The organism is Pseudodesulfovibrio senegalensis, assembly GCF_008830225.1.
GTDB lineage: Bacteria > Desulfobacterota > Desulfovibrionia > Desulfovibrionales > Desulfovibrionaceae > Pseudodesulfovibrio > Pseudodesulfovibrio senegalensis.
The window spans coordinates 43480-65277 of the sequence record NZ_WAIE01000005.1 but is presented as its reverse complement, the minus strand read 5'-3'; the positions used below and the strand labels follow the sequence as shown (position 1 = coordinate 65277).

Below are 21798 nucleotides of genomic sequence, written 5' to 3'. Positions count from 1 at the left end.
GGCTCTCAATTTGATTATAATGTCATACTTATACGAATATAGTAACTTTGAAAGTGTTCCAAAATAGTGGGGAGTCAATGTTCCGGAGAAGGACGCGGCATGGATGAAAAAGTGGATGTGCTGGTCGTAGACGATGAGCGGATAAATTTGCGCCTGCTTGAAGGGGTTCTGACTGGGCTAGACTTGAATGTGGTTAAGGCTTCATCCGGCAGGGAGGCTTTGGCATATCTTGAGGATTATGATTTTGCCGTGGTGCTTCTTGACGTGATGATGCCAGAGATGGACGGATTCACTACAGCAGAGAGAATTCGGGGCATTGAGGCCTGTCGTCATATTCCCATAATATTTGTTACGGCCATCAGCAAGGAACAGCGTCATGTGTTCCGGGGCTATGAGCTGGGAGCGGTCGATTATCTTTTCAAGCCAGTAGAGCCGGGCATACTCAAAAGCAAAGTACGAATTTTCGTGGAGTTGCACCGTAAGACCAGAGGGCTGGAACGCACAACTCGAGAGCTGGAAAAAACCATTGACCAGTTGCAGGAATCCAAGCGGGCCTTGGAGCATTCCGAACGTCGATACAGAATTGTGGCCGATTACAATTATGACTGGGAGTGTTGGTACGGCGATGGCGGCGAGCTGTTGTACATAAGCCCGAGCTGTGAACGCATTACCGGCTATCCTCCCAGGAAATTCATGAATGACCCGTCGTTTATGAAGCAGATTATTCATCGGAACGACCGCCTGCAGTGGGAACGGCACATGGCGGGGAAGCCTTTTTCGGAAGAGGATTCCTTTGATTTCAGGATTTTTAATTCAGCAAACAGAATGCGTTGGCTCAGTCTGGCGCGGCGTGATGTCGTGGATCAGGATGGTTCGTCCCTTGGTGTGCGTGCCAGTATGCGGGACATCACAAGTCGCAAGGAAGCCGAAGAACGGCTGCGCCATCAAACTCTTCACGATCCTCTTACCGGGCTTGCCAACCGGAACCTCTTTCTCGACAGGGTGGAACGTGTCATGGCTCGAACGGCAGGACACAATGCGTTTGTTGCCATAGCGTTTCTCGATCTTGACCGGTTCAAGGTCATCAACGACAGCCTCGGGCATTCGTTTGGTGATAAGGTTTTGCTTGCTGTCAGCGAACGCTTGCAACGTCTCATGCATCCGCACGATACGGTTTCACGCTTCGGGGGAGACGAGTTCGGGCTTTTGTTTGATGATTTGGACTCGGAAGAGGAGGCTGCGAAAAGGGCAGGCGAAGTGGTTGAGGCCATGAGAAAACCTTTGCAGGTGGAAGGCTCGGAGGTGCAAACATCCGTAAGTCTGGGCCTTGATGTTTTTCAGGATGGAAAAAAGAGCGCGGAAGAACGGGTCCGCAATGCCCATACTGCGATGTATTCGGCTAAAAATGCGGGTAAAGATGACTATTTTGTTTTCAAGGACAAGATGCGTAAACGGGCCGTCGAAAAGATGACCGTTGAAACCGAGTTGCGTCTTGCTTTGGAACGAAGTGAGTTTGTCCTGTACTACCAACCCATTGTCGATTTGAAAAACCGTTCTGTTACGGGATTTGAGGCCCTGATTCGTTGGAACCATCCAAGGCGAGGTTTGGTGAGTCCCGGGGAATTTATTCATGTTGCCGAAGAAACCGGGTTGATCGTGGGGATCGGTGAGTGGGTGTTGCATGAGGCCGCTTCAACCGTACAGCGCTGGCGGGAAGACGGAGTGGCGGATAATGACCTGGTCATTTCCGTGAACATTTCCGCTCGCCAGTTTGGTGAACGAAATCTTGTGGATAACGTGAGCAGGATATTGAAGGACACAAAATTGCCGCCCCATTGTCTCAAGCTCGAAATAACCGAAACAGTTGTCATGGTCGATGCATCGGATTCGGTGAGAAAACTCAATCTGCTCAAGGAATCCGGTGTGCTTTTGTCAATTGATGATTTTGGAACCGGCTATTCGTCCATGAGCTATCTGCAACGATTTCCCATTGATCAACTCAAGGTTGACCTTAGCTTTGTGCAGCGGCTCGACGTGGACCCGGCCAGCATAGAAATTGTGCGGGCCATTATCAATCTTGCTCATGGGCTTCGTCTTGAGGTCGTGGCCGAGGGGATAGAAACCGAGCAGCAGCTGAACTTGCTTTACTCCTTGCAATGCGATTACGGTCAGGGGTATCTGATTTCAAGGCCGGTGCCGCAGGAGGACGCCGAGCTTTTCATGAAGATCAACAAGTCGTTGTCTTTGTAAATGTCGAGATTTTTGCAGTGGAGTGTGTGTATGCAGATGAATAGTCCCAAGCTGCTGACTTGGGTGATTGCCGTCATTATCGGGCTTCTCGGAATTCTCATTCATGTGGACGTCATGTCTGTTCCTGCTCTGGAACGGGCAGTGCGGCCTTTCTGGCTGGTTTCCGCCGGGTTCGGGGTTTTGGCCTTGGGGAATGTTTTCAAAGGATTGTAGCTTTTTTCACTGGTTGCTTTCAGCCCTGCCCCGGTTCGGAGGCAGGGCTTTTTTTTGTGGTTTATTGTTTCTATCGCGTGTTGTGTGGTACAGATTTGTAAAAGGTTTCGGCTCAAGGGTGTTGCGGTTCGGTTGTTTTGAACGGCTTGTGGATGGGAGGTTTGTTCATGCCGAATTTGAAATTGTGGAGCCAAAGTGAATTGGAAAAATTGAAACGCAATGTTGACCGGCTGTTTGATGATTTTTGTTCGGATTTCGAATTGCCTGCGATGCATGACCGGATGGCTGGCGATCTTGTTTTTAGTAATGAACACGGTGAATTTGTAGCGCGAATGGAAATTTCCGGAATGAAGGCGGACGACCTTGTTGTAACTGTTCACGACGGGCGCATGGTCATTTCCGGGGAAGCCGAATGTGAAAGTGGCGGCACAAGGACGCATCGTATGTTCAAGAAGGAAGTGCGGTTACCGTGTCGTGTGGATGCTGCTGAGGTGCGGGCAGTCTTTGAAGGCGGTATTCTCGAGATTCATTTGCCGCAGTGCAGGAATCCGTATGGCCATCTGGTGCGCGTGGACACCAAAGAGTGAGCAAGGGAGTAATCATTATGGCTGGCAGAAATTCGCAACTCAAGGTCTCTCTGGACCAACTTCGATGGACGATGTCTCCTGACGCACTTCCTTTTGAATCAACTGCCGAGCTTGAACCGCTGACTGAGATAATCGGACAGGAGCGTGGTGTTCAGGCTTTTCGTTTCGGCATAGGCATGGACAAGAAAGGGTACAATCTTTTTGTTACAGGAGAACCCGGTACCGGTCGTATGGCCATGATCAGAAAGCTGCTTGCCGAATTGAATCGACACGGCGAAGTGCCAAATGATCTTTGTTATGTAAATAATTTCAAGCACTCCGAGGAACCGCTTTTGCTGCGTCTGGAGGCCGGGAAAGGCAACCTTTTCAAAAAACGAATGCACGAGTTTACAGAGGGCATAAAGCAGGAGGTCCCGCAGCTTTTCGAAAGCGAAGAATATATTGCCAGAAAAAACGAGTTGGCCGAGGCCCATGAGAAGCAGGTTATGGGGTTCTATAAGGCCATAGAGGAAAAGGTCAAAGATACTGGACTGGTCATGGTGCGCATGCAGATGGGGCCCTTGCAACGCCCGGATATCGTGCCTTTGGTTGATGGTGAGCCCAAGCGACTTATTCAGCTTGAGGAAATGGTTGAAAACGGGCGTTTTCCACGTGAAGAATTTGAGCGTTTGCGTGAAAAACGCAAGGAACTCAAGGAAGAAATTGATCATATTGTTCAGGAAATCAAGGAATTGCATAAGGCGGTAGGCAAGAAGCATGAGGAAGTGGACCGTCTCATGTTCATGAATCTTGCTGAAGAGATTCTGCTTCCCTTGCGTCATGAGTTTCAGGAAGAAAAAGTGGCCCGTTTTCTCGATAGCGTTCTTGAAAACATGGTCGAGCATCTTGATGAAATAAAGACCCTTGGAGTGCCACAAAAGGGTCCGCTGCCCGGGATGGTAATGCCTGGTGTTTCTCCTGAGCACATTTTGCGTCCCTATGCCGTTAATCTTCTGGTGGATAATTCCGAGCAGGAAGGGCCGCCGGTGATCATCGAGTCGTATCCAACGTATCGGAACCTCTTTGGAAGCATTGAGCGGGTTATGGATAGGGCCGGAGGGTGGCGAACCGATTTCACCAAGATCAAGGCAGGGTCTTTTGTCAAGGCCAACGGTGGTTATCTGGTGATCAACCTTTTGGATGCCATCATGGAACCCGGTGTTTGGTCGACATTGAAACGATCCCTGAAAACCGAACAGATCGAGATTGAAACCTATGATCCCTATTACTTCATAACCGCCACCGGATTGAAACCCGAACGTATCGGCATGAACGTCAAGGTGGTGGTGTTGGGAGACAATCGTTTGTGGGCTCTGTTGCGCCACTATGATCCGGATATGCACAAGATATTCAAGGCCCGGGTTGATTTTGATACAGCAATGGATCGCAATGATCGCGTGGTGGAGCAGCTTGCGCGTTTTGTGCGTTCCGAGGTGGAAAAGCGCGAGATTCGACCGTTTTCCTCAACAGCCGTGGCTGCTGTATTGGAACATCTTGTCCGGTTGTCGGGGCGAAAAGAAAAGTTGTCGGCCGCATTTCCTCGGCTGGCAGACTTGCTGGTGGAATCGGATTATCAGGCCAAAATGGATAATGCCGAAACGGTGGAAGACCGCCATGTGTTGCAGGCGCTTGATGATGCAGTCTATCGGGCCAACCGCGTGGAAGAGCGGTTGCAGGAGATGATCGATCGCGGCAGCCTTTTCGTGGACGTGGAAGGGGAGGTTGTCGGCCAGATAAACGGGTTGGCCGTATATTCATTCGGGGATTACATGTTCGGTAAACCCTCGCGCATCACGGCCGTTACCTCCATGGGCAAGGACGGCATCATCAATATTGAGCGTGAATCCGAACTTTCCGGGCCGATTCACAACAAGGGCATGCAGATTCTGTCAGGATACCTGCGCAGCATGTTTGCCCAGGACAAGCCATTGACTCTTGCCGCGAGCATTGCCTTTGAACAGGCCTATGGTGGAATTGACGGAGATTCGGCTTCCTCCACCGAATTGTACGCGTTGCTGTCCAGTTTGGCGGACGTGCCCCTGCGTCAGGACATTGCGGTTACCGGATCAGTGAATCAGCGCGGCCAGATTCAGCCTATCGGCGGAGTCAATGAAAAGATCGAGGGGTTCTTTCTCTGTTGCAAGAAAAGTGGACTCACCGGAAGTCAGGGAGTCATGATTCCCAAGCCCAACGTCAAGGATCTCATGCTTCGCCATGAGGTCGTCGAAGCCATACGACAGGGGCAATTCAATGTGTGGGCCGTGTCGTCCATTGACCAGGGGATTGAGTTGCTGACCGGCAGGAAAGCCGGTAAGCGAACAAAGGCTGGTTATACGAAAAATTCGGTATTTGAAATGGTTGACAGGAAATTGCGTGCTCTTGCTGAAGGCTTGCGTGAATTTGGCAAGAGTGATGATTCTTCGCGTACTGGTTGATAAGGCATTACGGAGCAACAATGAATCTTTTGCGTTTGAATACGTTCCGAAAAATTATCCTGGTCCTTTTTGTGGCGTCTGTCCTGTTCATGTTCTTCGTGGATGTGGGGTACCATTTTCATGTGGGACATGTCGTACGTCTGTTCGTGGGAGCATTCGTGTTTTGGGTTCTGGTCGATCGATTATGATCGACTGGTGAAGCAACAATGTAAAAAGCCCTTTCTCGCAAGAGAAAGGGCTTTTTGATTTCTGGAGCCTTCAAGCAGAGTTGAACTGCTGACCTCATCCTTACCAAGGATGCGCTCTACCTACTGAGCTATGAAGGCTTGTAAAAGAAGGGACTGGATTTCTCCAGTCCCTTCGGGGTTCAGGCTTGTTTTGGTCGGGATGAGAGGATTTGAACCTCCGACCCCTTGAACCCCATTCAAGTGCGCTCCCAAACTGCGCTACATCCCGACGCGGAGAAAATGTCTATAAGGGGGGGCGTCATATGTCAACATGTTTTTTGTTTTTTCGTTTTTTTGGGTGAATGCGGCAGTTGATATCAAAAGGTATTAGATAACGTTATAATTTTAATGTTTCGATAAAAAAATACTGTTTGAAGTTTTTCTTCACGGTACAGTATCCCTCAATATTCAACGCCAATTACAGGGGGTATTCGATATGTTGAAAAACATGCGCTTGGGCCTGAAGCTGGGCTTGGGGTTCGGTCTTGTCTTATTGTTGACGCTTTTGGTGGCAGTTATTGGCTATCAAAGCTTGCATGGGGTTCAGGACAGGGTTGACAAGGCTGACGATGTGAACCGACTGGTGCGGTTCATTCTTGAGGCCCGTGTCGTGGAAAAGAATTACATGCAGCGTAAGGATGAGAAATATCTGGACGAGCACGCAGAGGCGCTGAAGAAATTGAATGCGCAAGTGACGCAGACTCGAAATAAGTTTGATCAGGAATTGAACAAAAAGCAGATGGATTCCGTGAAAGGCGCTGTTCAGAAATACGCCGAGGAGTTTAGTGGGTATGTGGCCATGGAGGGGCAGAAGAACACAGCCATGGCTGCCATGCGTGAACATGCCCGGACAGCCTTGACCGAGATCGAGGCCTTGCGTGAAGACCAGAAAAAGCAGTTGGCCTCGTTGCGAAGGACCGGAACGGCCTCTCAGCAGGCTTTGAATGATAAGATTACCAAGGCTGACGACGCGAATCGTATGATCAAGTGGTTCCTTGATGCCCGAAAGAACGAAAAGGAAGTTATCATTTCCGGCAAGGAATCCTTTTTGCTTAAAAACAAAAAGGATATCGAGCAGCTGTTGACGTTGGGCAAGGATTTGAAGACGCGTTTTGCCAACAGGAACAATATGGCCCAGATTGATAATGTCATGAGTTCCATAGCTGCGTATCAGAAGGAGTTCGGGCATTTTGTAGAATTGATAAAGCAGCAGGACACTGCCACAAGTGATATGGTCGCTGCCGCAAGAAATGCGGACACGGTTTGCCGGGAAGCACGCGCGGATCAGAAAAATAAAATGCTGCAAGAAATCAGTCAGGCTGTTTATATGAGCCTGGGAGCTGCGGCTTTTGCTTTGCTGATCGGTATTGTTGCCGCAGTTTTCCTTACGCGATCCATAACCCGTCCCGTTGCCATGGGGGTCAATTTTGCCGAGGCCATGGCTTCGGGCGATTTTACGCAGACGTTGCAGGTCAATCAAAAGGATGAAGTCGGCGTGCTTGCCGCGGCCCTCAATTCTATGGTTGAGCGGCTTCGTGTGGTGGTTGCTGATGTCAGGGGAGCAACGGACAATGTGGCGTCCGGCAGTGAGGAGATGTCTGCCTCGGCAGAAACACTTTCCCAGGGGGCGACAGAACAGGCCGCTTCCATAGAAGAGGTTTCGTCATCCATGGAGGAGATGGGATCCAACATCAGCCAGAATGCGGAAAATGCTACACAGACGGAATCTATCGCCCGCCAAGCCTCGATTGATGCGGAACAGGGCGGCGTAGCCGTGCATCAGGCTGTCGAGGCCATGAAAAATATTGCCGAGAAGATTTCCATAATCGAGGAGATCGCCCGACAGACCAACCTCTTGGCATTGAACGCTGCAATCGAGGCCGCGCGTGCAGGCGAACACGGCAAGGGGTTCGCCGTTGTGGCTGCCGAGGTCCGCAAGCTTGCTGAACGTAGCGGGACCGCCGCCGGTGAAATCAGCGAGTTGTCAACGTCTACCGTCAGTGTGGCAGAACAGGCCGGGCAGATGCTCGAAAAGCTCGTGCCTGACATCCAAAAGACCGCAGAGCTGGTTCAGGAGATTGCCGCTTCAAGCAACGAGCAGAATAGCGGCGCTGCGCAAATCAATGATGCTATCCAACAATTGGATACAGTTATCCAGCAGAATGCTTCGGCGTCCGAAGAAATGGCCTCAACCAGCGAGGAGTTGGCCGGGCAAGGGCAGCTTTTACAGCAGACAATGTCGTTTTTCCGCACGGAAAACGGTTCTGGTTCCTATGCAAGCCTGAATGGGCGAGATCGTGCAGTAAAAAGTGTAGGCCCTTCAAAGCCGCTCAACCAGCTTTCTATTGCAGGTAATCAGGCAACTGATTATGATCACAACGCTTATTCCGGGAATGTAGAGCAACTGGATTCGATTGGCGACCGGGATGATGATTTTGAACAGTTTTGACTGCGAGAAAATCATTGCAGGAATTGGAAGGGTGAATAGTGTTGAATAAAGCCCAAACCAAAAAAAGGGGAGTGCAATGTCTGAAGAAGTCCTGAATGACATCAATCAGTTTTTGACGTTTACTCTCGGGCGCGAGATATTTGCCCTTGATATCGGCACCGTTCGGGAGGTTTTGGAACTGACTTCCATTACCAAAATTCCGCGAACTCCGGGATTTATGCGTGGAGTAATCAATTTGCGCGGCCACGCTGTCCCTGTTGTGGATATGCGTATGAAACTTGGTATGTCAAAGGGCGAAGACACGGTTGATACGTGTATCATCATAGTGGAAATAGAATTCGACGGAGAGATTACCGTTATGGGGGCTCTGGTGGATTCTGTTCGTGAGGTGTTCGAGATGATGCCCGAAAGCATTGAACCGGCACCGAAAATGGGTGCGGCGGTCAATGCCGAATACATCCGCGGTATGGGACGTCAGGACGAAAAGTTCATTATTATCTTGGATATTAATAAGATATTCTCCGCAGAGGAGCTTGCTTTGGTCAAGGGTATGGGCAAGGAACAGGAAGGCGGGCAGGAAGAGGCCGCCTAAAGCCTGTTTTGGCGAAGAAGAAGCCCCCTAACCGTTTGGTTGGGGGGCTTTTTTTATTACCAATTCATCATGGTGTCCCATTTGACTTTGCCTTTTTGCTTTTTTTGTTTTCGCAAAAGGACATAGACAGCTCCGGCACCTCCATCCTTGGCCTGAGCCGTGCAGAAGGCCAACACGATGCGGCGCAGTGGGTCTTTGGTCAGCCATGTCTGCAACTCTTGGCGCAGGATGCCGCGTCCGCCCGGGGAATTTTTGCCTCTGCCAGTAATAACCAGCAGGCAGCGTTTGTTCTGCAGATAGCATTCCCGGATGAAGAAGAGCAGGTTGTCCCTTGCCTGTTCTGAATTCAGGCCATGAAGGTCCACGTGGGCCTGATGGCTCAGGCTGCCGGCCTTGAGTTGGTAAAACACCTTGCTGTCCAATCCCGTGACATAGCCATGCATGTACTCATCGGTATATTCAAGCTCGAAATCGATGTTTCCGGCCATGAATTGCCGGAGGTCTTCCGATTCATCCTTTTCCGCCATGGGCACCTTTTTGCGAGGGGTCGTTTTTGTCGGGATCTCACGTCCTTTTCTCTGGCCTTCCAGCTGTTGCACCCCCTGCATGGCATTGAAAAAGGTTTCCTCGTCGTCGGTTTCTTCGTGTGGTTCTTTCGGGGGATCGGGAGACGCGGCTGGCGAGGCTTTGGCCTCGCGGGCTTTTTCCATGAGCTTGTCCATATAGTCGTCACCGGACCCTATTTTTATTTTTTTCAGGTCTTCAAGAGTTTGTTTTTTTTTTCGAGAACCCATGTGAATTCCTTTTGTGCTGTTTGGTTCATGAGTTTGGATTGACACTTTCAATATGGTGCGTTCATGTCAAGTTTCACGCCATTTCACACTTTGACAGTATGGTAAATGCCGCTGGACTTCCGTTCCGGGCTCAAGTAAGGGATTCTGTTGCATGGATTAAGGTCAAAATGAGGAATCAAATGCTGAAAATAGAAGATCTTCACGTAAACATAGGTGACAAGGAAGTTCTCAAGGGCATCAACCTTGAGATTCGCGAAGGAGAGACGTTCATTCTCTTTGGACCGAACGGTTCGGGGAAAACGTCGCTGTTGATGACGTTGATGGGTTTTGGCGGATACGATGTCACTCAGGGAAAAATAACGTTCAAGGGTGTCGATATTACGCATGCCCCCACCTATGAGCGGGCTCGCCTCGGGGTAGGCATGTCCTTCCAGCGTCCGCCTACCATTCACGGATTGCGTACCAGTCATCTGGTGCAGCTTTGCGCACGCGAGCACGAAGTGGATATTCCCGAGCTGGCCGACAGGGTCAACTTCACGGATTTTCTGGACCGGGATATCAACGACGGCTTTTCCGGGGGGGAAATCAAGCGTTCCGAGTTGTTGCAACTCATGGCGCAGCGTCCGAGCCTTGTGCTTTTTGATGAGCCCGAATCCGGCGTGGACCTTGAAAACATGCAGCTCATCGGCAAGGTTTGCCGTCAGTTGCTGGACGGAAGGATCGATGCCCGGCCGGATCAGTCACTCAAGCAGATTCGCGAACAGGCCAATACTTCAGGCCTGATCATAACGCATACCGGTTACATCCTTGATTATGTCAACGCAGACCGCGGCCAGGTTCTCTACAACGGACATCTGTGTTGCGAAGCTCGTCCCCGGGACATCCTCGAGCATATCCGTGCCAATGGCTATCAGGAATGTGTTCGCTGTTTGAACTAGCCGCATCGGCATGGAGTATATGTAATGAGTAAGGTTGATCTTTCCCAATTCAAGTTCGATGGGCTCGATCGCGAGCAGATCGAAGACCTTTCCACCTTGGATGATAATGACAAGGAAACCCTGATCATGTCCGGGGTTGATGTCGAAGATGCCAATCGCAGTGGTTCCTTCCTGCAAATGGATCATTCCAACGTCCACTGTCAGTCCAACGATCCCGGTCTTGAGATCATGGACATCAAGGATGCCATTGAGAAGTATGACGGCCTTCCCGAATACCGTTGGCAGCTGATTGACAAGGACAGGGATGAATATACGCGTAATACTTATGAAAATACACACGGTGGATACTTCATTCGCACCAAACCCGGTGCGAAGATTGAGAAGCCCGTGCAGTCATGTCTGTTCCTCAAGGCCGAGCAGGTCGGGCAGAATGTTCACAACATTGTTGTTGTCGAAGAGAATTCCGAATTGCACATCCTTACCGGATGTTCTGTTGCCCACGGCAAGACCACGGGCGCACATTTCGGTATATCCGAGTTTTACGTCAAGAAGGGCGGTAAGCTGACTTTTACCATGGTGCACAACTGGGGCAGCAACGTTTCTGTGCGTCCCCGTTCCGCCGGTGTTGTTGAAGAGGGCGGTATCCTGCTCAACAACTATATTCTGATGCGTCCGGTCAAGGATTTGCAGATGTACCCCACCATCACCCTCAAAGGACGTGGGGCCCGTGCCCGTTTCAATTCCGTGGTGGTTGCCCCGGAAGGATCGCATCTGGACATGGGCAACCGGGTCATTATGGATGCTCCAGACACCCGTTGCGAGATCATCGCCCGTACAATTTCCACAGGCGGTACCATCATTAATCGCGGGCATATCGGTGCGCGGCATGTGCCTTCCCGCGGACATTTGGAATGTCAGGGGTTGATTCTCGGGGAAGGGCGCATCTGGGCGATTCCCGAACTGGACGGCTGCAAGGAAGGCGTGGAGCTTTCGCATGAGGCTTCAGTCGGCAAGATCGCCCAGGAAGAGATCGAATATCTCATGGCGCGCGGTCTGGATGAGGACGAAGCTACCTCGACCATTGTTCGCGGCTTCTTGAATACTGACATCATGGGGCTTCCGGCCAAACTGCAGCAGGAAGTGGACAAACAGATCGAGGAATTGAACGCCAGCGGCGCCATGTAATTATTTTGAACGCTTCAAATGGGAACGGTCGTTTTTTCAGGCGGCCGTTCCTCTTTTGTTTCCTGTACAGCTTCTGGTGTATATTCTTGTCTTGCTGCGGATTGTCTGACAGACTCGCTCGTGGTAATTCCCTTTGGTCAATGCTTTATATTCATGAGGATTTCGGGTGAGTAAACATAATCTGACCTCGGTCGACCATTTTGGCTCCAAGCAATTGATCAAGCGTTGCGCTGCCTGCTTTTGGCCGTACCGCTGGCGTGTGGCTTTCGCCTTTCTGTCCGCTTTGGTGGTTTCCGCATGCAACCCGGCCATAGCGCATCTTGTGAAGCCGACCATGAACGAGATATTCATCGCCCGCGATGCGGATGCGCTGATCATTGTTCCCCTGCAGTTTCTCGCCGTTATCTTGACAAAGTGTCTTGCCCGTTTCGGTCAGGTCTATGTCATGAATATTGTTGGCTATCAGGTTTTACACAATCTCAGGCAACAACTTTTTTCCAAAATAATCTATTTACCCATGCGCTTTTTCGAAGAAAGTCGTGTGGGGATGCTCATGTCTCGTGTTTTGGGCGATGTGAACGCCATTCGTCAGAGCGTTCCCAATATGATCATGATCATTCGTTCCATTTGCGAGTGCGGCATGCTTCTTGGTTACGTCATTTACCTGAACCCATTTCTGGCCCTGAAAACGCTGGTTGTCCTGCCGCTCGGGTTGTTGTGCATTTTGTATTTCAGCAAGAAGCTCCGCAAGGTCGGCCGCAAGTTGCAGGTTCAGGCAGCGGATATCAACTCGGTTACGCAGGAAAGTCTGAGTGGGGTTAAGGTGGTCAAGGCCTTCAACACCGAGGAGACCGAGAAGAGCAAATTTGCCAAGGAAAGTTACGGTGTTGTCCACTTGTCGAAAAAACAGGTGCTTGCCAGCGAACTTTCCTCGCGTACCATGGAATTTATCGGCGGCATCAGCATCAGTTTTGCCTTGTGGTACGGGGGCAGTCAGGTGGTTGCCGGAAACATTGACGCCGGTTCGTTTTTCTCCTTTGTAACCGCGTTGTTCATGCTTTACGAGCCCATCAAAAAGATCAACGACGCCAACAAAAACGTGCAGCAGGCTTTGGCCAGCGCCGAGCGCGTGTTCGGTTTGTTGGACTCCACGGAGATCGCTTGTGAAAAGGGCGGTGACGCGGCGTTTGAACCGCCCTTGGGTTCCATTGAGTTTGATCACGTCACCTTTTCGTACCCTACGGCGGGGGAAGAGGCCGTCAGTGATTTCCATCTTTCCGTTGCTCAAGGTGAGCAGATTGCCTTGGTCGGGCCGAGCGGTTCGGGAAAAACCACGCTGGTCAACCTGATTCCGCGTTTTTACGATGTTTGCAGGGGGGACATCCGAATCAACGGACGTTCCTTACCCGAGTATGATCTTGGCTCGCTGCGCCGCAACATCGGCATGGTTTCGCAGGATGCCGTGTTGTTCAACGCCACCATCCGCGAAAACATCTGCTATGGAATGGATGATGTGGACGAGGCGCAACTTGTGGACGCAGCCAAGGCCGCCTTTGCCCATGATTTCATCAGTGAATTGCCTGAAGGATATGAAACCATGTGTGGCGAACGGGGGGTTAAGCTTTCCGGCGGCCAGAAGCAGCGCATCACCATTGCCCGCGCGTTGCTCAAGGATCCGGCTCTACTCATTCTCGACGAGGCCACCAGCGCGTTGGATACGCAGGCGGAAAGGATTGTTCAGAAGGCCTTGGACAACTTGATGGAGAACAGGACCAGCATTGTCATTGCCCACCGTCTTTCCACGGTGCTCAATGCGGATAAGATCGTTGTCATGCAGAAGGGGCGGATCGTGGGCATGGGTAACCATGAAGCTCTGCTTGAATCCTGTGATCTTTACAACACTTTGCATTCCTTGCAATTTTGTCAGTCCTTGAGTGAAGAGGACGCCCGGGCCATGAGCGCCGGGGAATAAACGGCGAAAAATTCATGAAGAAAGACATTTCTCAGCTTGCGCCGGAACGGATTCTGGTCTGCCAGCAGCGGCAAATCGGCGACGTGGTTCTGTCCACGCCGGCGTTTACACTGTTGCGCCGGGCCTATCCGCAGGCGGAACTGCATCTGGCCACGGAGAAGAAATGTGTCCCGGTGGTCAGCAACAATCCGAACATTGATCGAATCTGGGCGTTTGACAGGGACTCCGGACTGTTGTCCAGGTTCGGGCAGCTTGTGGAAATGCGCAGGACACGGTTTGATCTGGTGATCGATTTTCAGCAGCTGCCGCGATGTCGAACGGCCGTGTTGGCTTCCGGTGCTTCCGTTCGGCTCAGCTATCCGCCCAAGTGGTATAACCGTCCATTGTATACTCATTGGAATGCAATGGACATGGGCTATGCGGTCAAGGCCAAGATGTCGGTTATGCGTCCCTTGGGTATTGAATGGAACGGTGAACGGCCGAGGATGTATCCCACGCAACAGGAACGCAATGAGGCCGAGTCATTTTTGGATGGGATTGGGATCAAGCCTGAACATGTCTTGGTGACCGTGGATGCGACCCATTGGAGCGATGCGCGCCGTTGGCCTGCCGGACATTTTTCCACGCTGATGAACGCATTGCTCGAGGAGCGGCCGTTTTTGCGCTTTCTGCTTTTGTACGGTCCGGGTGAAAAGGATCAGGTGCAGATGGTCTTTGACGGTGTGAAGCGCAAGGAGTGTTGCCATATCAACCCGGAAGTGCTCCAGATTCGGCAGACAGCCGCAATCATGGAGCATGCCTGTCTGCATTTGGGAAATTGTTCGGCTCCGCGCCATTTTGCCTTGGCCGTGGGTACGCCAACATTCACCATGGTCGGTTCCAATTCAGGATTTTCATGGACTTTTCCCAGTCCGGACCATGACTATATCGCCAATCGTGTGGACTGTTGGTGCAAACGGGATACGTGTGAGAACGGCACGTTTCGATGCATGACGGAGTTGTTGCCCGAAACCGTGCTGCCGTTTGTGCTGGATAAATTACCCCGGTCCGGGGATTTCGAGGAATAGTTCGTTGCCGGGGTACAGGGGACACATTGCTGGAGGTTTGTTTTTCGGCATCATGGGTGTGGTCGGAGCCGTTATGCTCGGCTGGCTTGCCCGTGACCCGATGGAGATTGCCGGACTGGTGGGGTTCTGCCTGCTGGGCGCACTTTTTCCGGATGTGGATACGGATTCAAAAGGGCAGAATCTTTTTTATTCCCTGATGATTTTAGTCGATGCCGGGATGATTTACCTGAAAATGTATGTCTGGGCCGCCTGGCTCGGGCTTTTTGCCATGCTGCCTGCCATCGGGCACCATCGTGGATGGACGCACACATGGTGGGCCATGCTGGTGGTGCCGCTGCCCATTGTTCTCGTGCCCGTTTTATTTATGGGTGTCAGGGAGCCTGAGCCCTTTGTTCGTTTTTATCTCGCTTTTTTGCTCGGTTATTTTTCCCATCTGATGCTGGATGGCGAATTTACCTGATAGCTACGTTGCAAGCTCTTTGTAGAGTTGAACGTATTGTTCGCCCATCACCTGCACGGAGAATCTGTCAACGCTGTCATGACCTGCCTTGACAAGGGATCGAGCCAGATCGTCGTCAGTCATCAGCCGGCTGAGGGCCTCGGCAAGTGCCTTGGCATCACGATTGGGGAAGACCAGCCCGTCCTGTTTATCGGTAACCAGTTCCAGATTGGAAGGCAGATCGGACGTTATCAAAGGCGTGCCTGTTGCCCAGCCTTCCTTGATAACCGCATTGGAGCCTTCCCCATCCACGGACGGCACAGCCAGTACGTCGATTTTTTCAAGTACTGTAGTACTTTCCGCGTGCCCGAGGAACAGAATTGCATCACTTATCCCGAGGACGTTGGCGTGTGACTGCAGATCGTTCATGAGCGGACCGTTCCCGGCGATGAGACATTGCCATTCGGGAAGATTCGTTTTCTGGCGCAGTTCCTTGAGGGCATCCAGAAGAACGTGCATGCCTTTTTGTTTGGTCAGTGCCCCGATAGCTCCGATGGTGAAGAGTGATTCCTTGCTTTTTCGTGGCGAATACAGGTTCGCATCGATGCCGCTGTGAATGACTCGTGTCTTTCTTTCGTCAATGCCGCAACCTGTCATTGCCTGGCAGATTTCTTTGCTCACACCGACTATCATGTCCCCCATTGCATATTTTTTGGTGCTCCATCCCTTTTTGGGAGAGTAGGAGACCCGGCGGGAATGTATCAGCTTGAAGTCGTGTCGACTGGCGCTTTTGGCCAGTGAACCAAGCGACGCACCTTTGGCATCATTGGTGTGGATGACGTTCGGCCTGATTTTTTTGAGCAGTTTGAAAAAAGACAGGATGTTCACGGGGTTCAGGTCGCTTGCCGCGGGAATGGTTGAACAGGGGATGTTCCATTCGCGGGCACGGCCCGGAAGCGGGCTCGCTTCCGGGGCAACGATGTGCGGTTCGAAACCGGGAATATTCTGAAGGTGGCGGGCCAGATAAAGCACCTGGCGTTGGCCGCCACGCATTTGTTTTCCAAGATCCAAAAGCAGGATTTTCAACCTATGGTTCCTTTGTTTCATCCAATATTTTTGCCGTCAGTTCGGGTATGATCTCAAGGCTTTCGCAAACGACGAAACCGGCTTCTGCCATGGTTTCGAGCTTGGATTGCGTGCTGCCGCCCTGTTGCAGGATGGCTCCGGCGTGGCCGAGCCGCTTGCCCGGAGGCGCTGTTTGCCCGGCAACAAATGAAATGACGGGTTTGTCGAACCCGGTATCCATGACATAGTGGGCCAGGTCTTCCTCGGCGGTCCCGCCGATTTCTCCGAGAACCACGACAGCCTTTGTGGCCGCATGATTGCGCAGCATTTCGAACATATCCACGAACGATGTTCCAATGAAGGGGTCACCGCCGATGCCGAACCCGAGGGATTGACCGATTCCGGCATTGGTCAGGCGTTGGGCCACCTCATATGTCAACGTCCCGCTACGTGAGATAATGGCAACCGGCCCCGGAGTAAAGGGTTGCGGGGGAAGGATTCCAATTTTTGTTTGCCCGGGCACGATCAGGCCGGGAGTATTCGGCCCAACGATTCGTGTGGGGCTGTCCTTTACCTGCCAAAGCGCACTGAGCATATCCTGCTGGATAATTCCTTCCGTGATGCAGATCGCCCAGGGTATGTGGTTTACGGCAGCCTCCACCACGGCGTCGGCCGCCATGCGCGGCGGTACGAAGATGATGCTGGCCCCGATTTCGTGGTGGCGCAACGCTTTTTCCACGGAGTCGTACACTGGGACGCCGAGTATGGTTTGCCCTCCCTTGAACGGGGTCACGCCCGCAACGATGTTGGCTCCGTACTCCTGCATCAGGGTCGTGTGCATTTGGCCCACCTTGCCGGTGATTCCCTGCACCAGAATGGGGGTGTCCTTGTCTATGCCGAAATTGTGGGCAGAGACATGGCCTGTTGCCTTTTGCGGTTTGGCTGTGCGTGTGCCCATGGGGGCGGGGAAGTCGACTTTCGGTGCGTTTTCCGGCTTGAGCGAGGCGAGAATCTCCATGGCTTGTGCCATGTCCCGCGCAACATGCAGGTTTTGAACATTCATTTCCCTGAGCACGGCTTGTCCCTGTTCGGAATCCTTGCCGGCCATGCGGGCCACGATGGGCTTGCGCGGTTGCCTGCCGTCCAGCACGTCTTCAAGAGCTCTGGCTACTTTTTCACAGGAAAGTATGCCTCCGAACATGTTGATGAAGATGGCTTTCACGGCCGTATCGTCAAACAGGAGTCGCAATGCCGTGGCCATGCGTGTGCGGTCCGCGGCTCCGCCAAGGTCCAGAAAATTGCTGGCAGAGAGGCCGGAGAAATTGAGCAGGTCCATGGTGGCCATGGCCAGCCCGGCCCCGTTGACCACAAGCCCGACCCATCCGGGTAGTTTGACGAAGGAAAGTCCGGCTTCGCGAGCCTCGTTTTCCTCTTTTGAGGCATGTTCGGGCTGGTAGTATTCTTCCATGTCCGGGTTGAGTTCCACGAAGTTGTCGTCCATCTCGACCTTGCCGTCCAGGGCCACAAACTCGTCAGACTCGGTTAGGACCAGCGGATTGATTTCCGCCAGCAGCAGGCCGTTGTCGAGCATCATGGTAAATAATGATGTAAGAAGCTTGTGGAACGGTGTGAGTAGCTTTTTCTCCAGTTCGAGGTGAAAAAAGGCCGCTCGTACCTGGCAGGCCTGAAGGCCGGCGGGAAGCCTGATTTCCTGAATGAGCAAGTTCTCGGCCCCCAGGCTTTCTATGTCCATGCCGCCTTCCCGGCCCACGGTGAGCAGGATACAGCGTCGTTCACGTGAGATCGTCAGCGATATATAGAATTCGCGTTTGATGTCCGTGGCGGATTCCACCCGGATGAGCGGGACTGGGTGGCCGTTGATATCGAGGTCGAACAGCCTGCGGGCAGTGGGGACGAGTTCCTCGGGGGTGTTGATTCGCAGGATGCCGCCGGCCTTGCCGCGCCCTTTGGCAAGCACTTGCGCTTTCAGAAACCAAGGAAGAGGCATGTCGGGGGCGGTCTGTTCCAATGTTTTCGGTGTAATTGTCGTGCCGAGCGGAATCGCGATGTCAGCCCGTTGGAAGAGGGTCTTGCTTTTGTGTTCGTTCAGCAGCATGGTGATGTTATCCTGGTGGAAAAAAGTTTATGGATGCGCGAAATACTAGGTGTTTTACACTGTTTTTTCAATGGAAATATCCATTTCCGTTTGATGTTTGAGTACTTTTGTTGCGTTGCAACGTACGGGAGTTGAAATGAGTGGACTTGATGATTTTGCCGAAGGGTTGCAGCAGGAAGTTGTTTCGGAAATCGCCGATAATTATTTTGGTGCGCGCAAGAGCCTTGATGAGATGATCGAGGCCCTTGATTCGTGGGCTTCAGAATTGAACAGGCAGGTTGAACGGATTGGTCGTGTCGCAGGCAACTTGCACAGCCTGTTTTTGGACCAGCGGCAGTGTCGTGATCTGTATTCTGCGATTGGCGTGAATCCGGACGAGATGCCCTTGAAGCATGATGCCTTTGATTCCATGTTGATGCCGTCCGTACCGTTCGCGTTCACTGGCGCAGGGCGGTATTCAAAGTGGGTGTTTGCTGCTTACCGTGAGTTGGCAAAGTTTGTGGATGTGTATCTGAATGGTGAATATTATGTCGATCCCGAGGATTCCAACAGGCGAAAGCATCTGACTGTCCATTACATACGCTTTCGAACCATGGTCGATTTTGTGAATGAGCACATTGATCGTGTGAATGAGCGTATGGCGTCGGGAGATACCTTGCGCTACGTCAAGAGTATGGACCCGGCATTCATGGAAAAGGAAAAGACCCTTGATGCAGGCATGGAAAACTATCAGACCCTGTCACAGGGGATGCGATATGAGCCGATTGTTTTCGAGGACTATGGGATTCCGGAGTATCCGCATTTGCCCGCCCCGGACACTGTTCGGGATGAAATTCTTCATTTTGCAGGAGAAGTGTACCGGAACCATAAATCAGAGATTGTGAGACTTTTGCGGGATCGAACTTTGGCTATGCGGTCAGATTGATGCTTCTCAATTCGTTTTCAACGGTGTTCAGGAAGTTGTTCTTCGTGATGTAGGCGTCTGCCAAGCCCCGGAAAAAAGACATGCTGACATTTTTTACGTCAGAGTGGGCGGTAACCATGATGAGTTTGAATTCCTTGGCCGGGCCTGTTCCCATCTGTTTTTCTATGGCACGCATTTTCCCCACCACTTCGTGCCCGTTCATTTTTGGCATTTCAATGTCCATGAAGACAGCGTCAAAAGGAGCGCCTTCTTGGGCGTGATGTTGGAAATAGAGCAGGGCCTCTTCCCCGCTTTCCGCAGTGTAACATTTGCCGAAATGTTCAAGCTTGCGCGCAGCCAGCAGGGCGAATCGCTCGTCGTCGTCTACAATAAGGAATTTTTTGAATGGCATCATTTTCCCTTGTTTTGTGGCGGACACGTGTTCCCCGGCAACAGACCGAACAAGATGTAGATTACTCTGACCATAATTTTGTGTCAAAGGTTGGGCTTTTATAATCTTTTACTTTTTAGCAGCGCCTTGCTGCGCAAATCTCGCAATTTTTGTCCCGAGTGTGGACCAAGGTTTTGTTCCTCGGGGGGAAGTTTGATTTGTAGAATCGTTGCAAGGTCCTTTTGCGCCTGGTGCATTATGTTCGTGTTCCTGAATGCATCGGCAAGTGCAAAAACGCATGAAAAGGTTCCGGAAGTGTGTGCCGCCATAAGAAGATCCACCTTGGCTTCCGGGGCGAGGGTAGCGTATTGAAGCGCCTTCAAATGAAGCGCGGCCCCTTTTTCTCCGGCCACCACATATCTGCCGGGCAGTCGCAGCCGTAATCCCAGCCTATGCGCGATCAAGCCGTTTTGTGCTTGCAGCGTATGACATAATCCTGCCCAGACCGTTTCCGGTTTGCCCGCAAGCGTGTCCATGATGCATGCCGTTGTTTCGATGACATCCTTCAGTTCGGAAAACCATGGTTTCAGGCAGTCGCCTGTTTGTAACAGGCGCAGGAAATTGCCAGGTTTTTGCGTCCCCATGGCCTTTTGGATCTCCGCACCGATCCTGTCTGCAGGGATGGTTCGGAGCAGCCCCCGGCGTGAAGCCTCCTGCATGCCGGAAAGGAGGGTCGGGTGTATGGAGAATTGGGGCAATGTTGCCCAGAAGCGTGCAGCCCGGAAGATTCGGAGAGGATCTTGCGTTATGGCGTCGCCGGATGCCGGGCGAAGAATCCTGTTTTTTATGTCGTCAAGAGCCATGGGGTGGCAGACAAGGTCACCGTCTGGCCCCAGCGCCATGGCGTTGATGGTGAAGTCTCGTGCCAGTAGCTCGTCTTCAAGGTTGTTTTTGCGTGGAAACGAGAACTCTCGTCCATGATCAATGAAGACCGGAAATGATTTGCCGACTTCTTGCGCATGAGGGAAGGCCCGGAGAAAATCGGTTTTATTTGCGTCAAGGACAAGATAATCCTTGTCTCTGCTCCTTCGTCCGAGTAAAAGATCTCGTACCGCACCACCAGCTATATGAATTTGCATTTGGGAATGATACCAGAAGCCTTGTAATGCTTCCATCCGGAATACATATCGCAATCCGGACCGCATCGAGTCCGGAAGGGCAGACGGGCCAGCATCGCGTTGCCGCCTCACATGAGTCGTGGGCGCGTGATACTGTTGCGTTCGGCCCTTGGCAAGATGACGCTCGGTCAGGTTTTCTTTCTTCGAAATCCGTTCCCGAGGACGTTCGGTTTCCTGTTGTCATCGTGGACGAGTGCCACTCCTCCATGGACGAAGCCTTTGCCCTTGTTGAAAAGGATATCCTGCCGGAATGGGGCAGCGTGATTGCCGTTTCACAGGACTGTGGCCGTGGCCAACTGCGAAGAGCGTGGAAATCCCCTCCGGGCAATGTGTACGGTTCTTTGCGTTTGCCAAATCATTCTAGCCGCCTTGACCTGTGGGGTGATTGCATGGATGGGCTTATCCCGCTTGTGGCGGGATATGTCTTTTGCGTGGCTCTGGAACAGATGGGCGCTCAAGTCAGGCTCAAATGGCCGAATGATTTCGTGTTTCGGGAACGGAAGGTCGGGGGAATGTTGATAGAGGAACGCGGCGATGTCCGTGTATTGGGCGTGGGCATCAATCTGGCTTCCTGTCCTGATGATTCCGAAATGCGCAAGGACACCGCCCTGAAGGCAGGTTGTTTGTGCACCTCGGACCGGTCGAATACCCCCCTGGGGGTATGGAAGAGCCTTGTAAATCGCGGGGAAAATATATATACCGCTTTGATTGATGCATTTTCGCCATCCGAATTCATTTCCCTTGCAGAAGACCGTCTTGCCTGGATTGGAAGAAAGGTCATTGTGCATGAAGGGGGCGATTACTCTTATCAAGCCCGAATAAAGGGCCTTTCCCCCGAGGGGAGGCTTGTCTTGGAGCGGAACGGAAAAGAGTGTGTCCTCAGTTCCGGTTCCATACTTCCGGCATAGTCCGCCGCCGTGCAAGAGAGCGGACAGCCTGCCGGGCAGGCGACATTTC

At 51.9% G+C, this 21798-nt stretch carries 18 protein-coding genes and 2 tRNA genes; 13 read left to right on the top strand and 7 right to left on the bottom strand.

What is annotated here, in order from left to right:
- The first annotated feature begins 99 nt into the window (after positions 1-99).
- The 4 genes from F8A88_RS11775 to F8A88_RS11760 all read left to right on the top strand — a co-directional run bounded on the left by F8A88_RS11775 (position 100) and on the right by F8A88_RS11760 (position 5524).
- The gene (locus F8A88_RS11775) at positions 100-2250 is read left to right on the top strand and encodes an EAL domain-containing response regulator (protein WP_151151359.1); all 2151 of its coding nucleotides are present in this window, start codon (positions 100-102) and stop codon (positions 2248-2250) included.
- A 30-nt stretch (positions 2251-2280) separates the two neighbouring features.
- Positions 2281-2463 (top strand): hypothetical protein, encoded by a 183-nt coding sequence (locus F8A88_RS11770; RefSeq protein ID WP_151151358.1) that lies wholly within the window; start codon positions 2281-2283, stop codon positions 2461-2463.
- Positions 2464-2630: 167 nt separating this feature from the next.
- Entirely contained in the window at positions 2631-3050 is a 420-nt protein-coding gene (locus F8A88_RS11765) for an Hsp20/alpha crystallin family protein (protein WP_161598409.1), read from the top strand.
- A 17-nt stretch (positions 3051-3067) separates the two neighbouring features.
- The gene (locus F8A88_RS11760; protein WP_151151356.1) at positions 3068-5524 is read left to right on the top strand and encodes a Lon protease family protein; all 2457 of its coding nucleotides are present in this window, start codon (positions 3068-3070) and stop codon (positions 5522-5524) included.
- 250 nt (positions 5525-5774) lie between these two features.
- Here F8A88_RS11760 and F8A88_RS11755 read toward each other — a convergent pair.
- Positions 5775-5850: transfer RNA gene (locus tag F8A88_RS11755), tRNA-Thr, on the bottom strand.
- Between the two features lie 53 nt (positions 5851-5903).
- Positions 5904-5980: transfer RNA gene (locus F8A88_RS11750), tRNA-Pro, on the bottom strand.
- Positions 5981-6187: 207 nt separating this feature from the next.
- On the opposite strand from F8A88_RS11750, the gene F8A88_RS11745 reads away from it, so the two are divergent.
- The gene (locus tag F8A88_RS11745; RefSeq protein ID WP_151151355.1) at positions 6188-8200 is read left to right on the top strand and encodes a methyl-accepting chemotaxis protein; all 2013 of its coding nucleotides are present in this window, start codon (positions 6188-6190) and stop codon (positions 8198-8200) included.
- A gap of 76 nt (positions 8201-8276) precedes the next feature.
- Positions 8277-8792, top strand: a complete 516-nt coding sequence (locus F8A88_RS11740) for a chemotaxis protein CheW (RefSeq protein ID WP_151151354.1) — start codon at positions 8277-8279, stop codon at positions 8790-8792.
- A gap of 56 nt (positions 8793-8848) precedes the next feature.
- Here F8A88_RS11740 and F8A88_RS11735 read toward each other — a convergent pair whose 3' ends face one another.
- Complete coding sequence (locus F8A88_RS11735; RefSeq protein WP_151151353.1) at positions 8849-9586, bottom strand: Smr/MutS family protein; 738 nt, start codon at positions 9584-9586, stop codon at positions 8849-8851.
- 179 nt (positions 9587-9765) lie between these two features.
- On the opposite strand from F8A88_RS11735, the gene F8A88_RS11730 reads away from it, so the two are divergent.
- From F8A88_RS11730 to F8A88_RS11710, 5 genes are all read left to right on the top strand, one after another.
- Positions 9766-10524, top strand: coding sequence for an ABC transporter ATP-binding protein (locus tag F8A88_RS11730; protein WP_151151352.1), 759 nt, complete (start codon positions 9766-9768; stop codon positions 10522-10524).
- Positions 10525-10548: 24 nt separating this feature from the next.
- A complete protein-coding gene (locus F8A88_RS11725; protein ID WP_151151351.1) occupies positions 10549-11709 on the top strand; it encodes a SufB/SufD family protein in 1161 nt (386 codons plus the stop codon).
- Positions 11710-11875: 166 nt separating this feature from the next.
- Positions 11876-13681 carry an ABC transporter ATP-binding protein gene (locus F8A88_RS11720; protein WP_151151350.1) on the top strand — a complete coding sequence of 602 codons (1806 nt, stop codon included), beginning with the start codon at positions 11876-11878 and terminating at the stop codon, positions 13679-13681.
- A 14-nt stretch (positions 13682-13695) separates the two neighbouring features.
- Positions 13696-14748: a glycosyltransferase family 9 protein gene (locus tag F8A88_RS11715; protein ID WP_151151349.1), complete on the top strand. Its 1053-nt coding sequence runs from the start codon at positions 13696-13698 to the stop codon at positions 14746-14748.
- Between the two features lie 37 nt (positions 14749-14785).
- Positions 14786-15208 (top strand): metal-dependent hydrolase, encoded by a 423-nt coding sequence (locus F8A88_RS11710; protein WP_421958111.1) that lies wholly within the window; start codon positions 14786-14788, stop codon positions 15206-15208.
- Positions 15209-15211: 3 nt separating this feature from the next.
- Here F8A88_RS11710 and F8A88_RS11705 read toward each other — a convergent pair whose 3' ends face one another.
- A complete protein-coding gene (locus F8A88_RS11705; protein ID WP_241667440.1) occupies positions 15212-16240 on the bottom strand; it encodes a glycosyltransferase family 4 protein in 1029 nt (342 codons plus the stop codon).
- 34 nt (positions 16241-16274) lie between these two features.
- The gene (gene sucD / locus F8A88_RS11700; RefSeq protein WP_151151346.1) at positions 16275-18368 is read right to left on the bottom strand and encodes a succinate--CoA ligase subunit alpha; all 2094 of its coding nucleotides are present in this window, start codon (positions 18366-18368) and stop codon (positions 16275-16277) included.
- Between the two features lie 136 nt (positions 18369-18504).
- Here sucD and F8A88_RS11695 point away from each other — a divergent pair, with 136 nt between their 5' ends.
- Positions 18505-19293 (top strand): hypothetical protein, encoded by a 789-nt coding sequence (locus F8A88_RS11695; RefSeq protein WP_151151345.1) that lies wholly within the window; start codon positions 18505-18507, stop codon positions 19291-19293.
- Here the strand turns inward: F8A88_RS11695 and F8A88_RS11690 are convergent.
- Positions 19277-19687, bottom strand: a complete 411-nt coding sequence (locus F8A88_RS11690) for a response regulator (RefSeq protein WP_151151344.1) — start codon at positions 19685-19687, stop codon at positions 19277-19279. The two genes, F8A88_RS11695 and F8A88_RS11690, sit on opposite strands and share 17 nt — an antisense overlap.
- A gap of 95 nt (positions 19688-19782) precedes the next feature.
- Positions 19783-20838, bottom strand: coding sequence for a tRNA nucleotidyltransferase/poly(A) polymerase-related protein (locus F8A88_RS11685; RefSeq protein WP_241667439.1), 1056 nt, complete (start codon positions 20836-20838; stop codon positions 19783-19785).
- A gap of 209 nt (positions 20839-21047) precedes the next feature.
- Between F8A88_RS11685 and F8A88_RS11680 the strand changes: the two genes are divergently transcribed.
- Positions 21048-21749: a biotin--[acetyl-CoA-carboxylase] ligase gene (locus tag F8A88_RS11680; RefSeq protein ID WP_161598408.1), complete on the top strand. Its 702-nt coding sequence runs from the start codon at positions 21048-21050 to the stop codon at positions 21747-21749.
- The last annotated feature ends 49 nt before the right edge of the window (positions 21750-21798 follow it).